Source organism: Streptomyces tuirus, assembly GCF_014701095.1.
In the GTDB taxonomy this organism is placed as follows: domain Bacteria; phylum Actinomycetota; class Actinomycetes; order Streptomycetales; family Streptomycetaceae; genus Streptomyces; species Streptomyces tuirus.
This window is the reverse complement of the sequence record NZ_AP023439.1, coordinates 1,545,877-1,567,318: the sequence shown is the minus strand read 5'-3', so window position 1 is coordinate 1,567,318 and position 21,442 is coordinate 1,545,877. Positions and strand designations below refer to the sequence as shown.

Genomic DNA, 21,442 nt, shown 5'->3' with positions numbered 1-21,442 from the left:
GCGTGGACACGCTAAGGATCCGGGGCGGAGCCCGTCAAGTGTGCGGCGGAGGCGGTGAATCCGCAGGTGCGTCGCGGGTGTGCGCGCTTGACCGGCACCAAGGCGGCGTCTTAGCGTGGAGTCGTTCAGAAATATAGACGCCAATCATGAATATGGAACCGGGAGAGCTTGTGACGTCAGCCCCTCTCGCCGCTCGACTCGACATCCCCAGCGGGCCGCTGTTCTTCCCGGTCACCGCCTACGGACCCGACGGCTCCGTGGACCTCGGCACCTACCGCACGCACGTCCGGCGCGGGGTGGAGGCCGGAGCCGCCGCGGTGTTCGCCTGCTGCGGCACCGGCGAGTTCCACGCGCTGACGCCCGAGGAGTTCGAGGCCTGCGTACGGGCCGCCGTGGAGGCCGTCGACGGGCGCGTCCCGGTCGTCGCCGGCGCCGGGTACGGCACCGCGCTCGCCGTGCGCTACGCCCGCCTCGCCGAGGCCGCCGGGGCGGACGGACTGCTCGCCATGCCGCCCTACCTCGTGGTCGCCGGGCAGGAGGGGCTGCTGCGGCACTACCGCGAGGTGGCCGCCGCCACCGCCCTGCCGGTCATCGTCTACCAGCGCGACAACGCCGTGTTCACCCCGGAGACGGTCGTCGCACTCGCCCGCACGGACGGGATCATCGGCCTGAAGGACGGTCTCGGCGACCTCGACCTCATGCAGCGTGTCATCAGCGCCGTCCGCACCGAGGCCCCGGGCGACTTCCTCTACTTCAACGGCCTGCCGACCGCCGAGCAGACCCAGCTCGCCTACCGCGCTCTCGGCGTGACGCTCTACTCGTCCGCCGTGTTCTGCTTCGCGCCGGAGATCGCCCTCGCCTTCCACCGGGCCCTGCGCACCGGCGACGACGCCACCGTGGAGAAGCTCCTGGACGGCTTCTACCGCCCGTTCGTCGACCTGCGCGCCCAGGGCAGCGGCTATGCGGTCGCCCTGGTCAAGGCCGGTGTACGGCTGCGCGGCCTGGACGTCGGGGAGGTGCGGCCCCCGCTGCACGAGCCCGCCGGGGATCATGTGAAGCGGCTCGCCGACGTGATCGAGCGGGGCTACGCGCTGCTGGAGGAGGCCACGTGAAGGCGTCGGCATTCGTCTACCCCTGGGACGTCAACGGCGACCCGGAGGCACCCGCCCGCATCGCCGCGCTGGGCGTGGCCCAGGTGACACTCGCCGCCGCCTACCACTCCACGCGCGCCCTCACGCCCCGCCATCCGCGCCACCGCATCGTCACCGCCGAGCACGCCGCGGTGCTGTACCCGGCCGGCGACCGCTGGGCCGGACGCGAGCTGCGGCCCTACGCGGCCGGCGACTGGGCCCCCGGGGACGCCTTCGGCGAGGCCGCCGGCGCGCTCACCGAGGCCGGTCTGGAGGTGCACACCTGGGTCGTCCTCGCGCACAACTCCCGCCTGGGCGCCGAACACCCGGACACCTCGGTCGTCAACGCCTACGGCGACCGCTACCCCTGGGCGCCGTGCATCGCCCAGCCCGCCACACGCGCGTACCTGACCGACCTGGCGGCCGAGGCGGCCGTCCGGCCCGGGGCGCGCGGCACCGAGCTGGAGTCCCTCGGCTGGTACGGCCTGCAGCATCTGCACGCCCATGACAAGACCGGCGGCGTCGGCCTCGGGGACGCCGGGCAGTACCTGATGGCCCTGTGCTTCTGCCCGTCCTGCCGGGAGGGCTACGGCCGGCACGGCCTGGACGCCGACGAGCTGGCGGCCGCCGTACGGACCGCGCTGGAGCCGGTGTGGCAGGGGGCGCCGTCCGACGGGGGCTGGGCGGGCATCGAGAAGCTCCTCGGCGAGACGCTCGCGCACACCACGCGCGCGTACCGCGACGACACCGCCCGCACGCTCCAGGAGCAGGCCGTCGCGGCGGTCCGGGCGACGGCTCCCGAAAGCTTTCAGGTGCTGCTGCACGCCGACCCCGTCTCGTACCACGTCGGCGCCAACCCCGGGGTCGACCCGGCGCACATCCTGTCCGTCGCGGACGGTGTGGTCGTGCCCTGCGCCGGCGGCACCGGCACGCTCACGCCGTTCGCGCGGCAGGAGCGTGAGGGCGCGGTCATCGCGGCCAACTTCACCGTCGTCTCGGGGATGGGCGGCAGCCCCGGCACCCTCGCCGCCGACGCGGCCGAGGCACGGCGGCTCGGCGCCACCGAACTGCGGCTGTACCACGCGGGGCTGGCCTCCGACAGCGACTTGGAGGCGGTGCGTTGGGCTCTCGCGGGTCTCGAGGGGCGCGGTGGCTGTGCTCGCGGTCTTTGAGGCGGGCGCCGTCGCTGTCTGAGACAGACACCGTCACTGTCCTCGCGGGCTGGGGCGGCAACCCTCACCGGTCAGCCCCGGCTTCGGTCGCGGCCGGGGCGGCGAACAGTGGTGCCGCCGTCGCCAGCAGGGCCAGGCCCAGCGCCACCAGCACCGGTCGGTGGTTCACCAGCTCCACCAGGGCGGCCCCGGCGGCCAGCCCGGCCACGTTCGGTGCGTACACCAGCGTGTGGGCCGTGGCGGTGACCCGGCCCAGCAGCGGGCCGGGCGTCTCACGCTGCACGGACGTCAGCGCGGCGATCAGCACGGCGGGCAGCCCGGCCCCGATCGCCGCGCTGCCCCCGAGCGCCACCGGGTCGGACGGCACCGCCCGCAGGGCCATCCCGAGCGCCAGCAGCGCGATCCCGTACGCCGCGAAGCGCCGCGCCCCCACCCGCCGCAGAGCGGTGCCGGACAGCAGGCCGGCCACGACCGACCCGGCGCCCTGCACGGCGTACAGCACACCGGCGTACGCGGGGGAGCGTCCGAGAGCGTCGACCACGGCGTAGACCATCGCCCCGTTCAGGCCGGCGAGCAGCATGGTGGCGCCGCCCGCCAGGACGAGAGGACGCAGCACGGGGTGCGCCCACAGGTGGCGGGCCCCCTCGGCGGTGCGCCGCCGGGTGCTGCCGCGGGGCGGTGCGGGCTTCTCCTCCCGGACGCGCAGCAGGGCGTACACCCCCGTGGCCAGCACGAACGTCGCCGCGTCCAGGAGGGCGACGCCCGGGCCGCCGTACGCGGTGTACAGGCCCGCGCCGGCCAGCGGGGCCAGCAGTTTCATGCCCTCGGTGGCCGTCATGCGCAGGCCGTTGAACTCGCCCAGCAGGGAGGGGCCCACGGCGGTGGCGACGAGCGCGGACTCGGCCGCGTCGTGGACCACGCCCGCCGCGCCGTACACGAACAGCACCGTGTACAGCAGCCACAACCCGCCCGGGGAGTCCACGCCCACGAGGGTGAGCAGCAGACCGCCCAGGAGCACGTTCACGCCGATCAGCAACGGCTTGCGGCGGACCCGGTCGGCCAGTGTGCCCAGCAGCGGTCCGGCCAGGGTCGGCAGCCACATCGCGAGCAGGCACAGCGCAGCCAGACCGTCCGAGCCGGTGAGGTCCTTCACCCACACGCCGGACGCCAGCCACAGCGCCGAGGTGCCGAAGCCGGAGATCACCACGGCGGAGAGGCAGAGCCCGGCCTCGCGGTCGCGCAGGACGCGCACGAGGGGCCAGGTCGTTTCGTTCGTCATGCCCGGTCATCGTGGTGCTAAGGCCTGTGGCCGGGGATCGGGAAAGTGCCCTAGAAGACGGGCGGCGGGGCGATGAGTTCCGCGGGCGCCGTCGGTCTACCTCCCAGAAGGCGGAGCCAGGCAGACGGAGCCAAACAGGCAGAGCCCGGCAGACCGAGCCAGGCATACGCAGACCGAGCCAGGAGGACCAACGGAATGACCGACACCACCCCGACCCTCGACCTCGGACCGCAGACGGCGGTCCTGGCGCGGCTGGCCGAAGGCGTCACCGACGAGCAGTTGCAGGGCCCGACACCCTGCCCGGAGTACGCGGTGCGCAACCTGCTGGGGCACCTGGCCGGGCTGGCCGTCGCCTTCCGCGACGCCGGCCGCAAGGACCTGGGCGTCACGACCGACACCAGCCCGGACGCCGCGCTCCCGGACCTCGGCCCCGGCGGGCGCGAGGAACTGCCCAAGGTCCTCGCCGAACTGGCCGACGCCTGGCGCGACCCGGCCGCCTGGACCGGCATGACCCGGGCCGGCGGCGTGGACCTGCCCGGCGAGGTCGCGGGGCTCGTCGCCGTCGACGAACTGGTGATCCACGGCTGGGACCTGGCCCGTGCCACCGGCCAGGCGTACCACCCCGACCCGGCGGCGCTCCGGGTCTGCCACGACTTCCTCGCCGCGAGCGTCGACGACCCGGGCCGGGGCGAGATCTTCGGGCCCGTCGTCCCGGTTGGTCCCGAAGCGCCCCTGCTGGAGCGGGCGGTGGGGCTGAGCGGGCGGGATCCGGGCTGGAGGCTGAAGCCGTAGGGCCGTGCCCCCGTCCCGTCCGCGCGGCACAATGATCCGGTCCGACGCACCAGACAGGGCCGGAACGGAGTGGGACATGACGGGGGCGGGGCGTCACAAGAACCGGTCGCGGGGGGAGCTGATCCGGCAGCGCACACGCGCACGCTTCGTGGGCCGCAGAGCGCAGTTGTCGCTGTTCGCGGAGAACCTGGCGAAGGACCCGCACACCGAGGAGGACCCGGCCGAGTTCCTCTTCCACGTGCGGGGAGTGGGCGGAGTGGGCAAGTCCACGCTGCTGCGCCAGTGGCAGGAGGCGGCGCGGCGCGCGGGCGCCGTGACCGCGACGGTGGACGAGGGCGATGTCCACGGCGTGCAGCAGGCCCTGGCCGAGCTCGCACGGCAACTGGCCGCACAGGCGGGGCCGCTCAAGGAGTACGACCGGGCGGCCGAGCAGTACCGCAGGGAGCACGAGGCCGCCGCCGAGCCGGTGCCGGAGAGCGACGCCTCGGTGTCGAGCAGGGTCGTCGCGCAAGCCGCTCTCGGAGCCGTGTCGCTCATACCGGGGGCCGGACCCGTCACCGCGATGGCCAGCCCCGACGCCGCGGCCCAGGGTCTGGACCGGCTCCGCTCCGGTGCCCGGGCCCGCGGCCGTCGTCCCCGCGCGAGTGACGCGGCCGAGGTGAGCCGGGCGTTCGTCTCCGAACTCGGCCGGCTCTGCGGCCGCCATCCGTGGGTGGTGCTGTTCCTCGACACCTGGGAGGTGACCGGCCGCTACCTCGACGGGTGGCTGCGCCACCTGGTGCAGGACGCCTTCGGGCCGTTACCCGCCAACGTCATGGTGGTTCTGGCCGGGCGCGACGAACTCGCGGAACGGGAATGGGCGCCGCTGCGGGCCCTCGTGGCCGACGTCCCGCTGGAGGTGTTCACCGCCGCGGAGACCAGGGCGCTGCTCGCCGCGCGGGGCGTGACGGAACCCGACGCGGTGGAAGCGGTGCTCCACCTGTCGATGGGACTGCCCCTGCTGGTCGAACTCCTGGCGTTCACCAGGCCCGCCGCGGCCGGTGACGTGAGCGCCGACGGGGACGTGGCCGACGCGGCGGTGGCCAGGTTCGTGCAGTGGATCACCGACGCGCAGCAGCGGGAGACGGTCCTGGCGTGCGCCTTCGCCCCCCAGTTGAACGAGGACGTCTTCGCCGCCGCGGTGCCGCCCGAGGCGCGTGGGCTCTGGCCGTGGCTGTGCGGGCAGCCGTTCGTCAGCGGCCGCGGCGACTTCAAGCAGTACCACGCCGTGGTGCGCGCCAGCATGCTGCGTCAGCAGCGTTCCCACTCCCCTCGGCGCTGGGCCGCCACGCACGGACGGCTGGCCGAGGCGCACGCCGCCTGGCGCGCCGACGCCGAGCGGAGCCTTCCCGAGTCCAAGCGGTGGGGTGACGCCGGGTGGCGCAGACACCGGCTGGACGAGACCTACCACCGGCTGTGCGCGCAGCCCGCCGCCCACCTGCCCGTCGCGCTGCGGGAGGCCGTTCACGCCGCGGGCCAGGACGCGGAGATCCTCCAGCGATGGACCGACAGCTTCGCGCAGGCCGCCCGCGACAGCGCCGATCCGGCGCTGCTCACCTGGGCGTGCCGACTCCAGCAGGCCGTCGCCGGTGCCGATCCGCTGCTCGCCGTCCTGGAGGCGTTGCTGGCCCATGGCGGGCTGGACACCGCCACCCGGGCCTGGGCCCACACCTACCGCGGCCGGCACTTCTATCTGACCGATCGTGACGACGCGGCCGGAGAGGCGCTGGACCTGGCCGTCGCCACCGATCCGCGCAACGCCCGGGCCTGGGCCTACCGCGGTGACCTGCACCGCTGGCTCGACCACACAGAGGAAGCCCTCAGCGATCTCACCACCGCGCTCACCCTGGATCCCGCGCACGCCTGGACCCTGGCCCGACGAGGTGAGGTCCATGTGCTGGCGGGCCGGCACGAGGAGGCCCTCGCCGATCTGACGGCCGCCCTCGCGCTCGATCCCACCCTGGCGCGGGCCGTCGCGGCCCGGGGCGAGGTCCACCGTGCGGCGGACCGTCATGAGGAGGCGCTGCGGGACTTCACGGCGGCTCTCGACCTCGATCCCGGCAGCGCCGACCACGTGCTGCCCGCGCGTGGGCTCGTGCACCGGGAGACGGGCCGTCACGACGCTGCCATCGCCGATCTCACGGCGGCCCTGGCGATCGACCCGACGAACGCGTGGGCCCGTGGTCAGCGCGGGCTGGCGTACGGGGACGTGGGCCGTCATGACGACGCCGTGGCCGATTTCACCGCTGTCCTCGAACACGACGGGTCGCTCGCCTGGGCCCTCGCCGAGCGGGGCGTGGCCCACCGGGCGGCGGGCCGCCCGGCCGAGGCCATCGCGGACCTCACGGCCGCGGCGGATCTCGACCCCCCGTACGCCTGGGCTCTCGCCCAGCGAGGCGAGACCCATCGCCGCTCCGGCCACCACGACCTGGCCGTCGCGGACTTCACGTCGGCTCTCGAGATCAACCCCTCCTACGCCTGGGCGCTCAGCCGGCGCGGTGAGGCCCACCGGGAGGCGGGCCGCTTCGACGAGGCCGTCGCCGACTTCACCGCCGCACTGGACATCGAGCCGTCGTCGATGTGGACGCTCGCGTCCCGCGGCCAGGCGCACCGCGAAGCCGGCCGGCTCGACGAGGCGGTCACCGACCTGACGGCCGCCCTGGCGGTCGATGCCACCATGTCGTGGGCCTTGGCCGAGCGCGGCCAGGCGCATCGTCAGGCCGGGCGGTACGACGAGGCGGTGGCGGACTTCACGGCGGCACTGGCGGTCGATCCCGCTTACACGTGGGCCCAGGTGCGGCGCGGTGAGGCGCACCGCCTGGCCGGCCGGTACGACGAGGCGATCGCCGATCTCACCGCCGTTCTGGAGCGCGAGCCGGACCGTGACTGGGTGCTGGCGGAGCGCGGCGCGGCATACCGTGAGGCCGGGCGGTACGACGAGGCGGTGGCGGACCTGACGGCGGCGCTCGCTCTCGACCCGGCGTACACATGGGCACTGGTCAACCGTGGGCAGGCACACCGCGAGACCGGCCGGCTGGACGAGGCGATCGCCGACCTCACCGCCGCTCTGGAGCAGTCCCCCACCCACGTCGCGGCCCTGCTCGAACGCGGGGAGGCCCATCGCCAGAGCGGCCGCCCCGAGGAGGCCGTCGCCGACTTCACCACCGTCCTGGACCGCGACCCGGCCCTGCCCTGGGCCCTTGCCCGTCGCGCGATCGCCCTGCGGGAGGCGGGCCACCACGCCAGGGCGCGCACGGATCTGGAACAGGCCCTGGCGGCCGAACCCGACCACCCCGGAATCCTGTTCGAGAAGGTCATGCTGTCCACGCTGACCTCGGGGTTCGAAGTCTGCCGGGACCAGTGGACGGAGCTCCTCAACGGTCCGGCCGTGTCCGACGAGGGGGACGCCACCCGGTTCTTCGGGCTCTTCCGGGCGCTCCTCCTCGACGTGGAGGACAGGGTCGAGGACGCCACCGAGACGTTCCTGCGCACGGGCCCGGACTGCGACGCCGTCACGGACCTGCTGGGCTACCTGGCCGAGCTCTCCGCCGTGGACGGCACACCCGCCGAACGGGCCCGGCGAAGCCGCCGACTGGTCCTGGAGCGTACCCGGGGCTGAGCGGCCGGACGGGGTGGAAGCCCAGGTCGTAGAAAGCGATTGCTGTTTCTGTGTGAGAAGCATTGACGAAACAAACGCGCCCTCCTACCGTCATCGCGTCGTACTTCGTACGTCATATATGAGACGCGATACGCGAGATCCGATACGCGAGATCCGATACGCGAGATCCCGATACGCGATCCATCGAGACCGCGAGATCCGAGAGGCGCGCATGACCTCTGTGCCCACGCCGATTCCCTCCCGCACGCAGTTCGTGCTGGAGGGAATCAAACACCGCATCCTCACCGGGCAGTTGACGCCCGGGCAGGCCCTGGTCGAGACCGAGCTCGCCGCGCAGTTCGGGGTGTCCAAGACCCCGGTGCGGGAAGCGCTCAAGACCCTCGCCGGGACCGGCCTGGTCGTGATGAGCCAGTACAAGGGCGTCACGGTGCGCATGGTGGACGCGGACATGGCGCGCGAGGTCTACGACGTCCGGCTGCTGCTGGAGCCCGAGGCGCTGAAGCGGGCCGTGCAGCGCGGCGCCTCCCTGGACGCCGCCCGTGACGCCCTGACCCGGGCCGACGACGCCACCGACACGGCCGAACGCTCCCTGGCCAACCGGGAGTTCCACCGCGCCCTGTACCTGCCCTGCGGCAACCCGCTGCTCGGCCGGATGCTCGACGAGGTCCGCGACCAGGCCGCCCTGGTCTCCGCCGTCGCCTGGGCCGCCTCGCCCTCCTGGGAGCGCGAGGCCGGCGAACACCGCGAGATCCTGCGGCTCGCCCTCGACGGCGACGCCGACGGCGCGGCGCGTGCCCTCCACTCCCACATCGCGTCCTTCGTGCAGCGCGCCTTCCCCGAGGCGGCACTGGAACAGGAAGGCCAGGAATGAGCAGCGTGGCGTTCGAGACCCAACGGGCGGCCCTGGCCGACGTGGTGGCGATCCCGGTGACCCCGTTCGCCGAGGACGGTTCCGTCGCGCCGGACACCTACCGGGCCCTGCTGCGCCGCCTGCTCGACGGCGGCATCACCACCCTCACCCCGAACGGCAACACCGGCGAGTTCTACGCCCTCACCCCCGAAGAGCGCCGGCTCGTCACGGAGCTGACGATCGAGGAGGCCGGGGACCGGGCCGTCGTCCTGGCCGGGGTCGGACACGACATCCCGACCGCCGTCGCCTCCGCCCGGCACGCCCGGGAGCTCGGCGCCGGGATGGTGATGGTCCACCAGCCCGTCCACCCGTACGTCTCCCAGGCCGGCTGGGTCGACTACCACCGCGCCATCGCCGAGGCCGTGCCCGAGCTGGGCGTCGTGCCGTACATCCGCAACGCGCAGCTCACCGGCGCCCGCCTCGCCGAACTCGCCGACGCCTGCCCGAACGTCATCGGCGTGAAGTACGCCGTGCCCGACGCGGCCAGGTTCGCCGCGTTCGCCCGGGACGCGGGTCTGGAACGCTTCGTGTGGGTCGCGGGACTCGCCGAGCCCTACGCCCCCTCCTACTTCTCCGCCGGTGCCACCGGCTTCACCTCCGGGCTGGTCAACGTCGCCCCGGCCGTCTCCCTGAACATGATCGAGGCGCTGCGCTCGGGCGACTACCCGGCCGCCATGAAGGTGTGGGAGCAGATCCGCCGCTTCGAGGAACTGCGCGCGGCCAACGGCTCCGCGAACAACGTCACCGTCGTCAAGGAGGCCCTCGCCTCCCTCGGCCTGTGCCGCCGCGAGGTCCGCCCGCCGAGCCGGACGCTCCGGGACGACGAGCGCGCCGAGGTCGCCGCGATCGCCGGGGGGTGGTCGATATGACCGGCCGGCTGCGTCCCGAGGAGCTCAGAAGCCACCAGTGGTACGGCGTCGAGGGCCAGTTGCGCACCTGGTCGCACAACGCCCGGATGCGGCAGCTCGGTTACGAGGCGGAGGAGTACCGGGGCCGGCCGGTGATCGCCGTGCTGAACACCTGGTCCGACATCAACCCCTGCCATGTCCATCTGCGCGAGCGGGCCGAGGCGGTCAAGCGGGGGGTGTGGCAGGCCGGCGGCTTCCCGCTGGAGTTCCCGGTCGCCACGCTCTCCGAGACCTACCAGAAGCCGACCCCGATGCTCTACCGCAACCTCCTCGCGATGGAGACGGAGGAACTGCTGCGGTCGTACCCCGTCGACGCGGCCGTGCTGCTCGGCGGCTGCGACAAGTCGACGCCCGCGCTGCTCATGGGCGCGGCCTCGGCCGACGTACCGGCCCTCTTCGTGCCCGCGGGGCCGATGCTGCCGGGCCACTGGCGCGGCGAGACCCTCGGGTCCGGCACCGACATGTGGAAGTACTGGGACGAGCACCGCGCGGGCAACCTGTCCGACTGCGAACTGCGGGAACTGCAGGGCGGTCTGGCGCGCTCACCCGGTCACTGCATGACCATGGGGACCGCGTCGACGATGACCGCGGCGGCGGAGGCCCTCGGCATGACGCTGCCGGGCGCCTCCTCCATCCCGGCCGTGGACTCCGGGCACGAGCGGATGGCCGCCGCCTCCGGGCGCCGGGCCGTGGAGCTCGCCTGGACCGCGCTCAAGCCGTCCCGGATCCTCACCCGCGAGGCCTTCGAGGACGCGGTCACCACGGTGCTCGGCCTCGGCGGCTCCACCAACGCCGTCATCCACCTGATCGCGATGGCGGGCCGCGCCGGCGTCCGGCTCACCCTCGACGACTTCGACCGCGTCGCCCGCACCGTGCCGGTGCTCGCCAACGTCCGGCCCGGCGGACGGACGTACCTCATGGAGGACTTCCACTTCGCCGGCGGCCTGCCCGCCTTCCTCTCGCGGATCACCGACCTGCTGCACCTGGACCGGCCCACCGTCAACGGCACCCTGGGCGAGCAGATCGCGGGGGCCGTCGTCCACGACGACGACGTGATCCGCACCCGCGAGAACCCGGTCGCCGCCGAGGGGGGAGTCGCCGTGCTGCGCGGCAACCTCTGCCCGGACGGCGCGGTCATCAAGCACATCGCGGCCGAGCCGCACCTGCTCAAGCACACCGGTCCCGCCGTCGTCTTCGACGACTACCGGACCATGCAGCGCACGATCAACGACCCCGGGCTCGACATCACCGCCGACAGCGTGCTGGTGCTGCGCAACGCCGGGCCCAAGGGTGGCCCCGGCATGCCCGAGTACGGCATGCTGCCGATCCCCGACCACCTGCTCAAGCAGGGCGTCCGCGACATGGTCCGCATCTCCGACGCCCGGATGAGCGGCACCAGTTACGGCACGTGCGTGCTGCACGTCGCGCCCGAGTCGTACGTGGGCGGCCCGCTGGCACTCGTGCGCACCGGCGACTCGATCACCCTCGACGTCGAGGCGCGCACCCTCCACCTCCACGTGGACGACGAGGAACTCCAGCGGCGCAGGGCCGCCTGGACGCCGCCGCCCACCCGCTACGAGCGCGGCTACGGCGCGCTCTACAACGAGCAGATCACGCAGGCCGACACCGGCTGCGACTTCGCGTTCCTGGCGAGGCCGGGCAAGACCCCGGATCCCTACACCGGTTGACCGGTCCCACCCAGGGGCGCGGGGAACTGCGCGACACGCCACGACGCACCCGCACCCGCCACGCACACAGCAAGAGGCACCCCGTACCGCGCATTCCAGGGGGACCTCCGCACATCGAGAAAGCGCTTCCGCACGCCCGTACCGAGATCGGAGACCCTGTCATGGCCCAAGCCGCAGCCGTGGCGAAACCGCCCGCGCCACCCCGGCGGCGCCGGGCCTCCGCCACCCCGCGCAGGCTTCCGTACCTGCTGATCGCGCCGGCCGCCCTGCTGATGCTGGGGTTCATCGCCTACCCGGTCGTCAGCGTCTTCTACTACAGCCTGCAGAACTACAACCCCACCAAGCCCTGGCGGAACGGCTACGCGGGCTTCGACAACTTCGTCCACGCCTTCACCGAGGACCCCGTCTTCTGGGACACCCTGGTCTTCAGCGCCAAGTGGGTCGTCGTCGAGGTCGGCCTCCAGCTGCTGTTCGGTCTCGCGCTGGCCCTCATCGTCAACCAGACCTTCGTAGGCCGGGGCCTGGGACGCGCCCTGGTCTTCTCCCCGTGGGCCGTCTCCGGCGTGCTCACCTCCGCGATCTGGGTGCTGCTCTACAACTCCCAGACGGGCATCACCCGTTACCTCGCGGACATCGGCATCGGCTCCTACGGCACGAGCTGGCTGTCGGACACCTCCACCGTCTTCCCGGCGGCGGTCGTGGCGGACCTGTGGCGCGGGGTGCCGTTCTTCGCGATCCTCATCCTCGCCGACCTCCAGTCCGTCTCGAAGGACCTCTACGAGGCCGCCGAGGTCGACGGCGCGAGCCGCATCAAGCAGTTCTGGCACATCACGCTGCCGCATCTGAAGGACGCCATCATCCTGTCCACGCTGCTGCGGGCGGTGTGGGAGTTCAACAACGTCGACCTGCTCTACACGCTGACCGGCGGCGGTCCCGCGGGCGAGACGACCACGCTGCCGCTGTACATCGCCAACACATCCGTCGACGCCCACAACTTCGGCTACGCGTCGGCCCTGACCACGGTGGCGTTCGTGATCCTGCTCTTCTGCTCGATGGTCTACCTGCGGCTGAGCAAGTTCGGAGGGGAGAGCAAGTGAGCGTCAAGGAAGCGACCAAGACGGCGCCCGCCCCCGTGCGCGCCACCCCCGAACCGCCGCGCCCCGCCAAGGGTGAGCGCGCCTGGGACGAGGCCCCCCGCTGGCAGATCTACCTGCCCCTGGGCATCTACCTGCTGTTCACCCTCATCCCCTTCTACTGGATCCTGCTCTTCTCGCTCCGCCCGGCCGGCTCGACCTCGCTCGTGCCCTGGCCGGTCACCTTCGACCACTTCGAGAAGGTGTGGACGGACCGCAGCTTCGGCACCTACTTCGCCAACAGCGTCCTCGTCGGCGTCGCCACCCTGCTCATGACGACGCTCGTCGCGCTGGCCGGCGGCTACGCCCTCGCCCGGTTCGACTTCAGGATCAAGCGCGGGTTCATGCTGGCTCTGCTGTGCTCCCAGTTCGTGCCGGGCGCGCTGCTGCTGGTGCCCCTGTTCGAGATCTTCGCCGGGCTCCAGATGATCAACTCGCTGGGCAGTGTCATCCTCGCCGAGACGGTATTCCAGCTGCCGCTGTCGATGATCCTGATCAGCAACTTCATCAAGAACGTGCCGTACTCGCTGGAGGAGGCGGCCTGGGTCGACGGCTGCAACCGCATGACGGCCTTTCGGATCGTGGTGCTGCCGCTGCTGCGCCCCGGTCTGATCGCCGTCGGCTCGTTCGCCTTCGTCCACTCCTGGAACCACTTCCTGTTCGCCCTGATGTTCCTCAACAACCAGGACAAGCAGACGATCCCCGTCGGCCTCAACTCCCTGATGAGCGCCGACAGCGTCGACCTGGGCGCGCTCGCCGCGGGCGGCATCATCGCGGCCGTGCCCGTCGTGCTCGTGTTCGCCTTCATCCAGAAGTGGCTGATCACGGGCTTCAGTGCGGGGGCGGTGAAGGGATGAGCGTCGAACGACCCGCCGCCGCCACAGGAGGGAGGACCCCGTGACCAGCCGCATGATCGACTCCATGAGCGCACCCCTGAGCATCCCCGTGCCCGTCGTCCTCGCCGGTGCCCGCGGACACGGCCGCTGGCACGTCGAGAACATCCGCCGCCTGCAACAGCGGGGCGTCGTACGGCTGGTGGGCGTCTGCGAGCTGAGCCCGCTCACCGAGGAGGAGCTCGGCGACCTTGGTGCCCCCGAGCAGTCCGCCGACTTCGGGGCCCTGCTGGACTCCACCGGCGCCCGGATCGCCGTCATCTGCACCCCGATCCCCACCCACACCGACCTCGCCCTCACGGCGGCCGGGCGGGGCGTGCATCTCCTCCTGGAGAAGCCGCCCGCCCCGTCCTTCGCGGAGTTCCGCCGGATGGCCGACGGGGTCGCCGCGGCCGGGGTCGTCTGCCAGATCGGCTTCCAGTCGCTGGGCTCGCACGCCCTGCCCGCCGTCCGCGCGCTGATCGCCGAGGGCGCGATCGGCACGCCGGCCGGGCTCGGCGGGGCCGGCGCCTGGGTGCGCGACGAGGACTACTTCCGCCGGGCCCCCTGGGCGGGCAAGCGGCGGATGAACGGCGTCGACGTCGTCGACGGCGCATTGACCAACCCCCTCGCGCACGCCGTCGCCACCGCCCTCGCCCTCGGCGGCAGCGCCCGCGCCGAGGACGTGCTCACCATCGAGACCGAACTGCTGCGCGCCAACGCCATCCAGTCCGACGACACCTCCTGCGTGCGGATCACCACCGCCCAGGGCCATCCGGTCACCGTCGCCGCGACGCTGTGCGCCGAGCGGGCCGACGAGCCGTATGTGCTGGTGCACGGCAGCAGCGGCCGCATCACCTTCTGGTACAAGCAGGACCGCGTGCTGCTCCAGCGCGCGGGGCACGGCCCGCAGGAGTCCGAGTACGGCCGTACCGACCTGCTGGAGAACCTCGTCGAGCACCTCACCACCGGCGCGGCCCTGCTGGTCCCGCCGGACGCGACCGGCGCCTTCATGAAGGTCGTGGAGGCCATCCGTACCGCTCCCGACCCGGCGCCGCTGCCGGAGAGCGCCTGGCACCGCGTCCCCGGCGAGAACCGCCGGGTGGTGCCCGGCATCGACGGGCTCGTCGCGGCCGCCGCCGACACCCTCTCCCTCTACTCCGAGCTCGGCGCCCCCTGGGCCCTGGCCGCGGAGCACCTGCCGAACGAGGTGAGCACGCGATGACCGGCAACGACACCGCCGTCCTGCGCGTCGCGGTCCGGCCGGTCGGCCGGTACGTCACCCGGCCCGAGCTGTGTCAAGACCGGGCAGGGCCGGCCACCCGACCGTGCGGGCCGCCGTGGACGCCGTCCCCGACGGCAACGACACCCGGCTGACCATCGCCCTCGCGCCGGGCACCGACGGAGGGGCGCACGCTCACCGCTGCCCCACCTCCACACCCTCGAGTTCCGCTGGATCCAAAAGAAGAGAGCCGACCCATGAAGATCAGCAATCACACCGGCAGCAGAGGCGGGCGCCGCCGCACCTCGGCCGCCGTCGCCCTGGGGGCCGTCCTCGCGCTGACCGCGACCGCCTGTGGCGACGACGGCAGCGGGGCGGGCGGCGACAAGGGCGCCGACGGAAGCGGCAAGGGCAAGATCGTCTTCTGGGACAACAACGGCGGTGTCCGCACCGAGATCTGGAAGGAGATCATCGCCGACTTCGAGAAGGCGAACCCCGACATCGAGGTCGAGTACGTCGGGATCGCCTCGACCGAGTACCAGTCCAAGGTCGACACCGCCCTCCAGGGCGGCGGCCTGCCGGACGTCGGCGGCGTGGGCGCGGCGATGCTCGCCGGGTTCGCCGCGCAGGGCGCGCTGGAGCCGCTCGACGAGCGGCTCGGCTCGTCGTCGCTGAGTGGCAAGCTCAACAAGGACATGGTCGAGTCGCTGAAGGCCGCCGGCGGCGGGGACGACAAGCTGTACTCGATCCCGACCTCCGCGAACAACGGTGTGCTGTACTACCGCACCGATCTGTTCAAGAAGGCGGGGCTCGAGGAGCCGACGACCTGGGAGCGGTTCTTCGAGGCCGCCGAGAAGCTGACGAACTCGGGCGAGAACGAGTTCGGTTACACCATTCGCGGTGGTGCGGGTTCCATCGCGCAGGCGCTGGACGCCATGTACGGGCAGTCCGGCATCACGTCGTTCTGGGATTCCAGTGGTGAGAAGACCACGGTCAACGACCCCAGGAACGTGGCGGCGCTGGAGAAGTACGCGGCGCTGTACAAGAAGGTCACCCCGGCCGCCGACCTCAACAACGACTTCACGAAGATGGTCGCGCAGTGGGACTCCGGCACGATCGGGATGCTGAATCACAACCTGGGGTCCTACCAGGACCATGTGAAGGCGCTGGGGGTCGAGAAGTTCCGGGGCATTCCGCAGCCGATCGGTGCCGGCGGCAAGCGGGTTCAGGTGTCCAACCCCGTCGACGGGCTGGGGCTGTTCAAGAGCGGCAAGAACAAGGACGCGGCCTGGAAGTTCATCGAGTTCGCCACGTCAAAGGCGGAGAACTCGAAGTTCAACGAGACGGCGGGGCAGGTGCCGTCGAACACGGACGCGGCGAAGGACTCGTGGATCTCGAAGGCCGAGCCGACGAAGCTGGCCGCTGACGCGTTGTCGGACGGGTCGACGACGATCGTGCAGCTGCCGTACTACCTGCCGGACTGGAACACGATCTCCAAGGCCGACAATGAGCCGAACTTCCAGAAGGTGCTGCTCGGGAAGATGAGTGCGAAGGAATTCCTGGACACGGTTGCCGGGCAGTTGAATGCCGCGCAGGAGGAATGGAACCAGCAGAAGGGCTGAGTTTCTGCTGGGTTCCCGCTGAGTTCCCGCTGAGTTTCGCCGTGGGGCGGCCTGTGGTGTTCAGGCTGCCGGCCGCCCTGGCTTGTCGCGCCCTGACCGAGAAGGAAGAGAGCCGCACCATGAACGTTCAGAAGTGTCATGATCATGCCATTGCGAGAGCGGCCGTGCTCGTCGGCTGCACCGCGCTCGTGCTGTCCCTGAGCGGCACCGGCGCGCAGGCCCAGCCCCGGGACGTCACCCGCCAGACGCTCGCGGCGAACGACGGATGGGCCTCCTACGGCTCCGGGACCACGGGCGGCTCCCGGGCGGACGCCGCGCACGTCCACACCGTCACCACCTGGGAGCAGTTCCGCGCCGCCCTGGAGGACGGCGGGTCCGCGCCGAAGATCATCAAGGTCAAGGGCGTGATCGACGCCGTCTCCGAGGGCTGCGACGCGTTCGCGGCCGCCGGGTACGACCTGCAGAAGTACCTCGCCGCCTACGACCCCGCCGTCTGGGGCCACGACAAGCCGGTCAGCGGCGAGCAGGAGGACCTGAGGGCCGCGTCGGCCGCGGCGCAGGACAAGACCATCAAGGCGAACGTGCCCGCCAACACCACCATCGTCGGTGTGGGCAAGGGCGCCGGCATCCGCGGCGGCAGCCTGCAGATCAAGGGCGTCGACAACGTCATCGTCCGCAACCTCGCCTTCGAGGCCCCGATCGACTGCTTCCCGCAGTGGGACCCGACCGACGACAACAAGACCGGCGCCTGGAACTCCGAGTACGACGGCGTGGTGGTCCACGGCTCCACCCATGTGTGGATCGACCACAACACGCTCACCGACGGCCGCTACCCCGACAGCAGCCTGCCCACCTACTTCGGCAAGGTCTACCAGCAGCACGACGGGCTGCTCGACATCGTGCGCGGCGCCAACCACGTGACGGTGTCCTGGAACTCCTTCGAGGACCACGACAAGACCATGCTGATCGGCAACAGCGACAGCGCCGGCGCCGACGACACGGGCAAGCTCAAGGTCACCCTGCACCACAACCGTTTCCAGGGCATCGTCGAGCGGGCCCCGCGCGTGCGGTTCGGCCAGGTCGACGCCTACAACAACCACTTCGTGGTCACCGAGGACCAGCCGTACGCCTACACGTTCGGCATCGGCGCCTCCTCGCAGCTGTACGCCACGGACAACGCCTTCTCGCTGTCCGCCGGAGTCGGCGCCGGCAAGACCCTGAAGAAGTGGAACGAGGCGCCTCTCACCGCCGGGAACAACTACGTCAACGGCAAGCGGACCGATCTCATCGCCGTGCACAACGCCGAGATCCCCGGCGAGATTCTGCAGTCCGGCGCGGGCTGGAAGCCGGCCCTGCGCACAAAGGTCGACTCGCCGAGGGCCGTGCCGCAGATCGTCGACCGGCAGGCCGGCGCGGGCCGCATCCGCTGACGCTCCCGGACACCGGCCGGGGCGGACCGCACCCCACCCCCACCCCGGGGGCGCGCCCGCCCCGGCTCCTCCCGCAGTGACATCGAAGGAGCACCCGCATGCCCCTGTCCAGAAGACGATTCCTGACGCTGACCGCCGGAGCGGGCGCCGCGCTCGGCGCGTCCCCGGCCCACGCCCGGGCCGCCGGCCGCCCCCGCCCGTTCGGCCGGTACGGCTCACCGGCCGCACGCCTGACGCCCGGGACGCTGTACGTCCATCCCGGCGGCGCCGGTGACGTCACCACCGTCCGGGACGCGGTGGCCGCGGCGGACGGAACCGGGCACACCCTCGTCATCGCCCCCGGCACCTACCGGGAGACGGTGGCCGTGGACCGCACCCACACCGCGATGACCTGGATCGGGGCGAGCGAGGACCCCCGTGACGTCGTGGTCGTGTACGACAACGCGGCCGGCACGCCCAAGCCGGGTGGCGGCACCCACGGCACGACCGGCTCCGCCACCACCACCGTCCAGGCCGACGGCTTCACGGCCCGCTTCATCACCTTCGCCAACGACTGGCTGCGCGCCGGCCACCCCGACATCACCGGCACCCAGGCCGTCGCCCTCAAGGTCCAGGGCGACCGCTCCGCCTTCCACCACTGCCGGTTCCTCGGCCACCAGGACACCCTGTACGCCGACTCCATGGCGCTCGGCACCTTCGCCCGCCAGTACTTCACCCACTGCTACGCCGAGGGCGACGTCGACTTCGTCTTCGGACGGGCGAGCGCCGTCTTCGAGCAGTGCCACTTCCGGACCCTGTCCCGGACCGACCTGGCCGGCGCCCCCTACGGCTTCGTCTTCGCGCCGTCGACCGCCGGTGCCAATCCGCGCGGCTACCTGGTGACCCGCAGCCGCGTCAGCAGCGAGGCGCCCGACGGCTCCTACAAGCTGGCCCGGCCCTGGGTGCCCAGCTCCGACACCACCGCCCGCCCCATGCTCACCGTGCGGGACACCCGGCTCGGCCCGGGCATCGACGCGGTCGCGCCCTACGCCACCATGTCGGACGCGTACCCGTGGCAGGCCCAGCGCTTCGCCGAGTACCGCAACACCGGGCCGGGCGCGGTCGTCACCGTCCCCGCCAACCGGCCCCAGCTCACCGCGCGGCAGGCCCGGTCCGCGACCCGTGGGGCCTGGCTCGGCGACTGGGAGCCGTGGAAGGAGGCGGGCTGACACGCTCCGGGGAGCGGCCGGGGACCCACGCGACACAGTGATCGTCCACGGCAATGCCCACTTCGTCGGCCGAGGCCGGGCGGCGTCACCGCCGGACCGGGCTGATCCCCTCCAGCGTCGGCACCACGGGCTCGATGGTGCCGTCGGCCGCGAACTCCATGCGGTCGACGGTGGTCTCGCGGTGCATGCCGTCACCGCCCGGCAGGCCGGGGCCGTTGAGGGCGAAGCGGTGGTAGACCATGTACCAGTCGTCGGTGCCGGGGGCGTTCACCACCGAGTGGTGGCCGGTGGCGAGGATGCCGTACTCGGGCCGCTTCTGAAGGACCGTCCCGCGCTTGGTCCACGGGCCGAGCGGGGACGGTCCCGTCGCGTACGCCACGTGGTAGTTCTCGCTGCGGGTGTCGTCCTCCGACCACATGAAGTAGTACGTGCCCTTCCGCTTGATGACGAAGGAACCCTCGCGGAAGTTGTCCGGGGTGATGTCCTTCACCTCCGACGCGTCGAAGGACACCATGTCGTCGTTCAGCGGCACCACATACCCGTGGCCGTTCCCCCAGTACAGGTACGCCTGGCCGTCGTCGTCCGTGAAGACCGCAGGGTCGATCATCTGTCCCTTGAGCGAACCGCCCTTGGCCACCAGCGGCTTGCCGAGCGCGTCCTTGAACGGGCCGGCGGGGGAGTCGGCGACCGCCACGCCGATCTGCTGCTCGGCGCAGAAGTAGAAGTAGTACGTGCCGTTCCGCTCGGCGATCGCGGGTGCCCAGGCGTTCTTGTCGGCCCAGCTCACGTCCGGCCCCAGGTCGAGGATGACGCCGTGGTCCCTCCAGTTCACCAGGTCCTTCGACGAGTACGCCTTGAACGTGGTGCCGCTCCAGCCCTGGAAGCCGTCCGTGGTCGGGTAGATCCAGTACCGGCCGTTCAGGTAGTGCACGTCGGGGTCGGCGTTCAGGCCCGGCAGGATCGGACTGCGGGTGCGGACCGCTTCGACCGTCCAGGTGCGTTCGGTGCCGTCGGCGGCCGTCACGGTGTACTTCTGCGGCGTGCGGAAGTCGCGGCGGGTGCCGGACTTCGGGCTGAGCTTCGCGCCCTCACCGACCCAGAGCTCCGGCGCGAGGTCGCGCAGACCGGCCTTGGGCTCCATCGGCAGCACGACCTTCGAGGCGCTGTCCGTGACGATCGCGTAGCCCTTCTGGTGTTTGGCCGTCGCGTCCACCACCGAGGTGGAGGTGCTCGGGTAGGCGGCCAGCAGGCGGTCGTACTCCCGCTGCGTCACCGGGAGCACAGTGCCGTGCCGGGGGCTCGCCGGGAGCTGGTAGTTCGTCGACGGGGTCCACTTGCCCGAGGCGAGGTCGGTGGTCTCGAAGGGGACGTAGCCGCGGCCACCGTACTCGTCGATGAACAGGTACCACTTCTTCTCGGTGTTCGACTTGAACACCGTCGGCCCCTCGCCGCGGTCCATCGCGCCCTTGCCGATGCAGTCGGCCACGAAGTCGTACGTGGTGGACGTAAGGGAGGCCGACTTCTCGCCGGTGATGAACTTCGAGCACGGGCTGGAGGAGCCGGGGTCCCGCTCGTCCTTGGTGTAGCGGTAGTACTCGTCCCTGTACTTCACGACCGTGGAGTCGATCACCGAGTAGCCCGGGTCGTTCCAGACCTTCGGCTCGCTGAAGGTGCGGAAGTCCTTCGTGGTCGCGTACAGCATCTTGTTGTACGTGTCGCCCTTGTGGTCCGGGTCGTCGTCGGCGTACAGCTTCGACGCCCAGAAGACGACGTACGCGTCGAGCTCGTCGTCCCAGTAGGCCTCCGGGGCCCAGGTGTTGCCCGCGCTGTCCGGGGAGACCCTCACCAGGCGCTGGTCGGTCCAGTGGACCAGGTCGGTGGACTCCCAGACCATGATCGACTTGCTGCCGTGCCGCTGGACCTGGTCCCAGCTGCCGCTGGAATTCTTGTACATCCGCAGGTCGGTGGCGATCAGGTAGAACTTGTCGCCCTCGGGGGAGCGGATGACGAACGGGTCGCGCAGGCCCTTCTCGCCGGTCGTGGACGTCAGCACCGGCTTGCCCGCGTTCAGCTCACGCCAGTGCAGCGGGTCGTTGCCGCGGCTGAGGGCGTAGCGGATCTGCTCGCCGTCGGCGGTGCCCTCACCGGTGAAGTAGGCGAAGAGATAGCCGGCGTACGTGCTGTGCTTCACGGGTGGGGCTCCGGGGTCTGCGGTGCTGGGCGGCGCGCTGAGGAGGGTCAGCAGGAGGCCGGTCAGGGCGAGGAAGGGGAGCAGGAGCGTGCGGGCGATGCGGGGGCGCATGACACTTCCTGTCGGAGTCTGGGGGATTCTGTTGAATGAGCGGCCTTCGGAGTCTCACCGGAGGGACGCGGGGCGTCAACGGGTGCGGGTGCGGCCCGTGTCTCCGAAACTTTCGG

The 21,442-nt window shown here is 71.8% G+C and carries 15 protein-coding genes; 13 read left to right on the top strand and 2 right to left on the bottom strand.

Annotated elements, in window-relative coordinates; all coding sequences use genetic code 11:
• Positions 1-152 precede the first annotated feature (152 nt).
• Positions 153-1,112 carry a 5-dehydro-4-deoxyglucarate dehydratase gene (locus tag IGS69_RS07295; protein WP_190904407.1) on the top strand — a complete coding sequence of 320 codons (960 nt, stop codon included), beginning with the start codon at positions 153-155 and terminating at the stop codon, positions 1,110-1,112.
• Positions 1,109-2,302: a hypothetical protein gene (locus IGS69_RS07290; RefSeq protein ID WP_190897824.1), complete on the top strand. Its 1,194-nt coding sequence runs from the start codon at positions 1,109-1,111 to the stop codon at positions 2,300-2,302. Before IGS69_RS07295 ends, IGS69_RS07290 begins: the two co-directional genes overlap by 4 nt.
• Positions 2,303-2,366: 64 nt before the next feature.
• Here IGS69_RS07290 and IGS69_RS07285 read toward each other — a convergent pair whose 3' ends face one another.
• Complete coding sequence (locus IGS69_RS07285) at positions 2,367-3,581, bottom strand: MFS transporter (RefSeq protein WP_190897823.1); 1,215 nt, start codon at positions 3,579-3,581, stop codon at positions 2,367-2,369.
• A 195-nt stretch (positions 3,582-3,776) separates the two neighbouring features.
• Here IGS69_RS07285 and IGS69_RS07280 point away from each other — a divergent pair, with 195 nt between their 5' ends.
• The 11 genes from IGS69_RS07280 (at position 3,777) to IGS69_RS07230 (ending at position 19,024) form a co-directional block, all read left to right on the top strand.
• Entirely contained in the window at positions 3,777-4,373 is a 597-nt protein-coding gene (locus IGS69_RS07280; RefSeq protein ID WP_190897822.1) for a TIGR03086 family metal-binding protein, read from the top strand.
• Between the two features lie 76 nt (positions 4,374-4,449).
• The gene (locus IGS69_RS07275) at positions 4,450-8,031 is read left to right on the top strand and encodes an ATP-binding protein (RefSeq protein WP_190897821.1); all 3,582 of its coding nucleotides are present in this window, start codon (positions 4,450-4,452) and stop codon (positions 8,029-8,031) included.
• Positions 8,032-8,242: 211 nt separating this feature from the next.
• Positions 8,243-8,902 carry a GntR family transcriptional regulator gene (locus tag IGS69_RS07270; RefSeq protein WP_190897820.1) on the top strand — a complete coding sequence of 220 codons (660 nt, stop codon included), beginning with the start codon at positions 8,243-8,245 and terminating at the stop codon, positions 8,900-8,902.
• A complete protein-coding gene (locus IGS69_RS07265) occupies positions 8,899-9,810 on the top strand; it encodes a dihydrodipicolinate synthase family protein (RefSeq protein WP_190897818.1) in 912 nt (303 codons plus the stop codon). Before IGS69_RS07270 ends, IGS69_RS07265 begins: the two co-directional genes overlap by 4 nt.
• Complete coding sequence (araD, locus tag IGS69_RS07260; protein ID WP_190897817.1) at positions 9,807-11,537, top strand: L-arabinonate dehydratase; 1,731 nt, start codon at positions 9,807-9,809, stop codon at positions 11,535-11,537. Before IGS69_RS07265 ends, araD begins: the two co-directional genes overlap by 4 nt.
• 161 nt (positions 11,538-11,698) lie before the next feature.
• Positions 11,699-12,634 carry a carbohydrate ABC transporter permease gene (locus IGS69_RS07255; RefSeq protein WP_190897816.1) on the top strand — a complete coding sequence of 312 codons (936 nt, stop codon included), beginning with the start codon at positions 11,699-11,701 and terminating at the stop codon, positions 12,632-12,634.
• Positions 12,631-13,527 (top strand): carbohydrate ABC transporter permease, encoded by an 897-nt coding sequence (locus tag IGS69_RS07250; RefSeq protein ID WP_190897815.1) that lies wholly within the window; start codon positions 12,631-12,633, stop codon positions 13,525-13,527. The genes IGS69_RS07255 and IGS69_RS07250 overlap by 4 nt, the downstream gene beginning before the upstream one ends.
• Positions 13,528-13,579: 52 nt before the next feature.
• The gene (locus IGS69_RS07245) at positions 13,580-14,767 is read left to right on the top strand and encodes a Gfo/Idh/MocA family protein (RefSeq protein ID WP_190904406.1); all 1,188 of its coding nucleotides are present in this window, start codon (positions 13,580-13,582) and stop codon (positions 14,765-14,767) included.
• Positions 14,768-15,021: 254 nt separating this feature from the next.
• Positions 15,022-16,386, top strand: a complete 1,365-nt coding sequence (locus tag IGS69_RS07240) for an ABC transporter substrate-binding protein (protein WP_190897814.1) — start codon at positions 15,022-15,024, stop codon at positions 16,384-16,386.
• Positions 16,387-16,505: 119 nt separating this feature from the next.
• Positions 16,506-17,816 (top strand): pectate lyase family protein, encoded by a 1,311-nt coding sequence (locus IGS69_RS07235; protein WP_190897812.1) that lies wholly within the window; start codon positions 16,506-16,508, stop codon positions 17,814-17,816.
• 98 nt (positions 17,817-17,914) lie between these two features.
• Positions 17,915-19,024: a pectinesterase family protein gene (locus tag IGS69_RS07230; protein ID WP_190897811.1), complete on the top strand. Its 1,110-nt coding sequence runs from the start codon at positions 17,915-17,917 to the stop codon at positions 19,022-19,024.
• A gap of 85 nt (positions 19,025-19,109) precedes the next feature.
• Here IGS69_RS07230 and IGS69_RS07225 read toward each other — a convergent pair whose 3' ends face one another.
• Complete coding sequence (locus tag IGS69_RS07225; protein ID WP_190897810.1) at positions 19,110-21,326, bottom strand: family 43 glycosylhydrolase; 2,217 nt, start codon at positions 21,324-21,326, stop codon at positions 19,110-19,112.
• Positions 21,327-21,442: the final 116 nt, after the last annotated feature.